Source organism: Sphingomonas sp. GM_Shp_2 (genome assembly GCF_026540875.1).
GTDB classification, from domain to species: domain Bacteria; phylum Pseudomonadota; class Alphaproteobacteria; order Sphingomonadales; family Sphingomonadaceae; genus Sphingomonas; species Sphingomonas carotinifaciens.
In genome coordinates this window covers 1-5,927 of sequence record NZ_JALNUQ010000088.1, presented here as the reverse complement: position 1 = coordinate 5,927, position 5,927 = coordinate 1, and the positions used below count along the sequence as shown (strand labels likewise).

Here is a 5,927-nt window from a genome sequence, read left to right as displayed (position 1 = left end):
ATGCGGTAACCGCCGTCCCCGCCGCAACCGTCAGCGGAAGAACAGGAAGTAGAGCAACAACACGACCGGCAGGGGGACGCCGAACAACCACAACAAACAACCGCGCTTCATGCCATTCTCCTGTTCATCAGGTCAGGCGAACGAGCCGGCGCGCGCGGGTGTTCCCTTTTACCGGCTCCAGCGGGCCCAGATGGCGGTGGGCAGGGTGAGGCCGCGGGCCTCCTCGCGGACGCCGAGTTCGCCGGCCTCGACGGTGCCGGGCAGGTCGGCAAAGGCCTGTCGCAGCATCTCGCCGATGGCGAGCGCGGACATGCGCACGGCATAGACGGTGAGGAACAGGAAGCGCGAATCCGCGTCGATCAGCTGGCGGCAATCGGCGATCAGGTCGGGCAGATCCTCCTCCAGCCGCCAGATCTCGCCGTCGGGACCGCGGCCATATTTGGGGGGATCGAGCAGGATGCCGTCATAGCGGCGGCCGCGACGCACCTCGCGCGCGACGAACTTGACCGCATCGTCGACGATCCAGCGGATGGGCGCGTCGGCCATGCCCGACAGTGCCGCATTGCCGCGCGCCGCCTCCACCGATTTCTTGGATGCATCGACATGCACCATGCGCGCGCCCGCCGCCGACAGGGCCAGCGTGCCGACGCCGGTATAGCCGAACAGGTTCATGCATTCGGGCGACGTGGTGTCCTCCAGCCGCTCGCGCATCCAGCCCCAGACGGGGGCCATGTCGGGAAAGAAGGCGAGGTGGCGGAAGGGGGTGGTCTGCGCGGTGAAGCTGACCTCCCTCCAGCGCAGCGGCCAGCCCTCGCGCGGGGTCTGCTCGTGATGGATCCAGCGGCCGCCGCCTTCCTCGTCCGAGCCGGGGACGAACTCGCCCGCGGCGCGCCAGTCGTCGGTGGCGGGGGCCCAAAGCGCCTGCGGCTCGGGACGGATGAAGCGGAAGCGGCCGTAGCGCTCCAGCTTCTTGCCATTGCCCGAATCGACCAGGCCGTAATCGGCCCAGGGTTCGCCGATCAGCGTGTCGAGCTTCATGCCGAGGCCTGTGCGTGCGCGGCGATGAAGCCGGTGACCGCGTCGAAGGTGCCGGGGAGCGATTCGTAGCGCTCCTCCCGCTCGAATAGGTCGCCGACGCGGTTGGGCAGCGGCGGGCGGGTGCCGGTGGCGCGCTCCACCGCGTCGGTGAACTTGGCGGGGTGCGCGGTGGCCAGCGTGACGACGGGCACGTCGCTGTCCAGGCGGCGCGCGGCGGCGAGCGCGATTCCCGTGTGCGGATCGATGATCTGCCCGGCGCGGTCGGCGGCCCAGCGCATCGCGCGGGTCATGTCGTCCAGATCGACCCGGTCGCTGCCGAACAGCGCGGCGGCGCCCTGGCTCTGCATGTTGGTCAGCCGCATCGCGCCGGTGCCCTCGAACCCGGCCATCTGCGCGGCGAGTGCTGCGCCGTCGCGGTTGCCCAGATCGTAGAGCAGGCGTTCGAAGTTGGAGGACACCTGGATGTCCATCGACGGGGTGGGCGTCGCCTGTACCTGCCCCTTGGAATAATCGCCGGCGGACAGCGCGCGGTGGAGGATGTCGTTGACGTTGGTGGCGACGATCAGCTTTGCCACCGGCAGGCCCATCCTGGCCGCGACATAGCCGGCGAACACGTCGCCGAAATTGCCGGTGGGCACCGAGAAGGCGACCGGCCGCTCCGGCGCGCCGAGGCGTACGGCGGCGTAGAAATAATAGACCACCTGCGCCATCAGCCGCGCCCAGTTGATCGAATTGACCGCGGACAGGCTGTAGCGGTCGGCAAAGGCGCGGTCGTTGAACATCGCCTTCACCAGCGCCTGCGCATCGTCGAAATTGCCGTCGATCGCGATGTTGTGGACGTTGGGGGCGAGAACGGTGGTCATCTGGCGGCGCTGGATGTCGGTGACGCGGCCGGCGGGGTGGAGCATGAAGATGTCGATCTTCTCACGCCCCGCCACCGCGTCGATAGCCGCCGAGCCGGTGTCGCCGCTGGTCGCGCCGACGATGGTCAGATGCTTGTCGGTGCCGGTCAGGAACCGCTCGAACAGCAGGCCGAGCAGTTGCAGCGCGACGTCCTTGAATGCCAGCGTGGGGCCGTGGAACAGCTCCAGCAGCCACTGGTCATGATCGAGCTGGACCAGCGGGGTGACGGCGGCGTGGGAAAAGCGGCCATAGGCGGCGGTGCACAGGTCGCGCAGCTCGGCCTCGGTCAGCGCATCGCCGACGAAAGGCAGCATGACGCGCACCGCGGTCTCGGCATAGGACAGGCCGGCAAGGTCGCGGATCGCGTCGGCCGACAGCATCGGCCACGCCTCCGGAATATACAGGCCGCCGTCCGAGGCGAGGCCGGCGAGCGTGGCGCCGCGAAAGTCGAGAACGGGGGCGGTGCCGCGGGTGCTATGATAACGCATGATCCGGCGGATTAGCGGGGGCGGGCACGCTCCACAACCGCGCGATTGCGTCTGCGCAGCGCCAGACCATAGATGATTGCGGCAGCCGCCGCGAACAGGAACCATTGCACCGCATAGGCGACATGGTTGTTGGGCACGGCATCGGTGCTGGGGCGCGGATTGGCCGACAGGCCGGCGACCGGCCGGTCGAGGACGAGCAGCATCGGCTGCGGCCGGGGGCGCATCAGCGACTCGATCATCGAGCGGTGATCGGGGGCGTGGCTGATGTAACCGGAAACCGCGCCACCCTGCCACGGCACCTCGGCGCGGGGGTTGCGACTGGTGCCGAGCTGGACGAGCATGCCGCCCCGGCACTCGGCGATCAGGCGGAAGCCCGCCGAGCCGGCGCCAGCGCGGCGGATCGTGACCGGCGGTCGGCAGGTGGCGGTGGTGCGGCGGAAGAGCAGGCGGTCGTCGGGAGCCTGCGGAAAGGCGACGGGCGCGCGCGCCGGATTCTGCGCCAGTTGGGCGAGATACGCTTCCTTTTTCGGTGCGCGGTCCAGCAACTGCCAGAAGCCGAGGGCGAGCATCACCGCGATCAGTACGCCGACGACAAGGGTGGGGATGACGGGTATGCGGCGCATCAGGGGGCGGTCTGGCGGATACGCCCCTCGCTGGCGGCACTGCGATATTCGGCGGCGAGCAGCGCGCCCTTGGCAAGGCGCAGCGCGTAGACGACGCCGGCAGCCGTGACCGGCACCCAGATCAGCATGTGCAGCCACAGCGGCGGGTGAAGGGTCAGATCCAGTCCGATCGCCAGCGCGGTGATGATCGTGCCGATGATGAGGGTCAGAAAGGCGGCCGGGCCGTCGCCGACGTTGAACTGTTCATAGTCCAGCCCGCATCGGCCGCAACGATCGGCGAAACGCGCCCAGCCGGCAAACAGCGTGGGCGCGCCGCAGCGCGGGCAAAGGCCCTTCAGCCCGACCGCGCCAACGGGCGGGCCGGGCCGTTCGACATCATCAGCCACCGTGGACGGGCGCGCCCCAGCCACCCCAGACATAGATGGTGACGAACAGGAACAGCCAGACGACGTCGACGAAGTGCCAGTACCAGGCGGCCGCCTCGAACCCGAAATGCTGGCGCGGGGTGAAGTCGCCGCGATAGGCGCGGATCAGGCAGACGATCAGGAAGATGGTGCCGACCAGGACGTGGAAGCCGTGGAAACCCGTCGCCATGAAGAAGGCGGCGCCGTAGTTGATCCCCTTGAACGGGAAGGGCGCGTGCATGTATTCATAGGCCTGGATCGACGAGAAGATCACGCCGAGCGCGACCGTCAGCCACAAACCCTTCAGCACGCCGTCGCGGTCGCCGACGCCGAGCATGCCCCACAGGCCGCGCTTCTCGCCACCGCGCTGGTTGTGGATCAGCGCATGGTGCGCCCAGGTGACGGTGGTGCCGCTGGTCAGCAGGATCAGCGTGTTGAGCAGCGGCAGTTCAAAGGCGTTGATGACCTCCAGCCCCTGGGGCGGCCACTGCGCAGCGATGGCGGCGGCGCCCTCGGTGGCGCGTTCCACCTGGCCGTCGACGAAGCTCATCGCGGTGGGAAACAGCGAGAAGTCGAAAAATGCCCAGAACCAGCCGACGAAGAACATCACTTCGGAGGCGATGAACAGGATCATGCCGTAGCGGAAATGCAGCTGGACGATGGGGGTATGGTCGCCGGCATGCGCCTCGCGCACCACATCGGCCCACCAGGAGCCCATGCAGAACAGCACCGCGGCGAGGCCGGCCAGGAACGCCCAGCCGCCGCCCGGTGCCTCGTGCATCCACATGATCGCACCCGCCGCCATCAGCAGCGCCGAGAAGGAACTCGCGAGCGGCCAGGGGCTGGGAGGCAGGATGTGATAATCGTGGTTCTTGGCGCCGGCCATGGTTCCTCAATCCCTGTCTGTAGCGGTATCGTCGCTTCTGTTCTGGTGGCGATGCTAGCTTGTGCGCGCGCCCGAATCCACCGGGTAAAATGTGTAGGAGAGCGTGATGGTTTCCACGCCCTGCGCATCCGGGTCCGAAAGGATCTTGGGATCGACAAAGAAGATCACCGGCATGCGCACGGTTTCGTGCGGTTTCAGCGTCTGTTGCGTGAAGCAGAAGCACTGGATCTTGGTGAAATATTTGCCCGCCTGCATCGGCGTGACGTTGAAGGTGGCGGTGCCCGTCACCGGCTTGTCCGAACGGTTGGTGGCGGTGAAGAACACCATGTCGCGCGCGCCGATGTCGATCGTCTCGCTGGGATTCTCGGGCTTGAAGCTCCAGGGCAGATGCGGGCTGACATTGGCGTCGAAATCGACGCGGATCTTGTGGTGCACGCTGCCGGGAGCCTCGTCGCCGCGCTGGGTGGTGCCCTGGAAACCGGTGACCTGGCAGAACAGGCGGTAGAGCGGCACGCTGCCCCAGGCGAGGCCCGTCATGAACACCACGCCCAGCACCGCGAAGACGACCGTACGTGCCTGACGGGAAAGGCGCATCAGTGCATCCCCGCCCGGATCTTCGACAGGGTGACGAAGAAGATCAGGATGACGAGCGCGCCGAGCAGCAGCGCCATGACGAGCGAGCGCCCCTGGCGACGCTTGCGGATCAGATCGGGATCGTCAGGGGTCATGCCAGCCACCGGTCGGCGACCAGCGCGCCGAAAAGGAGGAAAAGATAGAGGATCGAATATTTGAACAGCCGCTTTTCCGGCTTCATCGCATCGTCCGCCTGCGTGCGGCGCATGGCGACGACCAGCGCATACCAGGCGAACAGCGCGGTGCCGACGGTGGCGACGCCGCCATAGATCGCGCCGGTCAGGCCCAGCGGCCAGGGCAGCACCGCGGCGGCGGCCATGGGGATGGTGTACAGACCGATCTGGCGCCGCGTCACCACCTCGCCCGCGACGACGGGGAGCATGGGCACGCCGGCATTGGCGTAATCGGTCTTCACGAACAGCGCGAGCGCCCAGAAATGCGGCGGTGTCCACAAGAAGACGAGCAGGAACATCAGAAAGGGGAGGAGCGCGACATGCCCGGTCGCCGCCGCCCAGCCGATCAGCGGCGGGAAGGCACCGGCGGCGCCGCCGATGACGATGTTCTGCGGCGTCCGCCGCTTCAGCCAGACGGTGTAGATGAGGACATAGAACAGGATCGAGACGACAAGGATCGCCGCGGCGGTGTAGTTCACCGCCAGCCCCATCAGGATGACCGAGAACGCGCCGAGCCCGACGCCGAAATGCAACGCCGACTGACGATCCATGCGCCCTGCGGGCAGGGGGCGCTGCGCGGTACGGCGCATCATGGCGTCGAGGTCCGCCTCGTACCACTGGTTCAGCGTGCCGGCCGCGCCGGCGCCGAGCGCGATGCACAGGATCGCGGTGAAGCCGATCACCGGATCGGGCATGATCGGCGCGGCGAGCAGGCCGCACAGCCCGGTGAAGACGACCAGCGTCAGCACGCGCGGCTTCGTCAGCGCGAGGAAGTCGCG

General features: G+C 67.8%; 8 protein-coding genes. All 8 read right to left on the bottom strand.

The window, feature by feature from the left end; genetic code table 11:
* Positions 1–168: 168 nt before the first annotated feature.
* Positions 169–1,038 (bottom strand): class I SAM-dependent methyltransferase, encoded by an 870-nt coding sequence (locus tag OXR08_RS18420; protein WP_267352097.1) that lies wholly within the window; start codon positions 1,036–1,038, stop codon positions 169–171.
* Positions 1,035–2,429, bottom strand: coding sequence for a threonine synthase (gene thrC / locus OXR08_RS18415; RefSeq protein ID WP_267352095.1), 1,395 nt, complete (start codon positions 2,427–2,429; stop codon positions 1,035–1,037). Before thrC ends, OXR08_RS18420 begins: the two co-directional genes overlap by 4 nt.
* 11 nt (positions 2,430–2,440) lie before the next feature.
* Complete coding sequence (locus OXR08_RS18410; protein WP_267352093.1) at positions 2,441–3,052, bottom strand: SURF1 family cytochrome oxidase biogenesis protein; 612 nt, start codon at positions 3,050–3,052, stop codon at positions 2,441–2,443.
* The gene (locus OXR08_RS18405; RefSeq protein ID WP_267352091.1) at positions 3,052–3,438 is read right to left on the bottom strand and encodes a DUF983 domain-containing protein; all 387 of its coding nucleotides are present in this window, start codon (positions 3,436–3,438) and stop codon (positions 3,052–3,054) included. Before OXR08_RS18405 ends, OXR08_RS18410 begins: the two co-directional genes overlap by 1 nt.
* The gene (locus OXR08_RS18400) at positions 3,431–4,342 is read right to left on the bottom strand and encodes a cytochrome c oxidase subunit 3 (RefSeq protein ID WP_149682321.1); all 912 of its coding nucleotides are present in this window, start codon (positions 4,340–4,342) and stop codon (positions 3,431–3,433) included. Before OXR08_RS18400 ends, OXR08_RS18405 begins: the two co-directional genes overlap by 8 nt.
* Positions 4,343–4,396: 54 nt before the next feature.
* On the bottom strand, positions 4,397–4,936 hold the full coding sequence (locus OXR08_RS18395; protein ID WP_112381855.1) for a cytochrome c oxidase assembly protein: 540 nt from the start codon (positions 4,934–4,936) through the stop codon (positions 4,397–4,399).
* On the bottom strand, positions 4,936–5,070 hold the full coding sequence (locus tag OXR08_RS18390; RefSeq protein ID WP_260173155.1) for a hypothetical protein: 135 nt from the start codon (positions 5,068–5,070) through the stop codon (positions 4,936–4,938). Before OXR08_RS18390 ends, OXR08_RS18395 begins: the two co-directional genes overlap by 1 nt.
* Positions 5,067–5,927: heme o synthase (locus OXR08_RS18385; RefSeq protein WP_267352087.1), on the bottom strand; the 861-nt coding region annotated here is incomplete at its 5' end. The genes OXR08_RS18385 and OXR08_RS18390, both read right to left, overlap by 4 nt.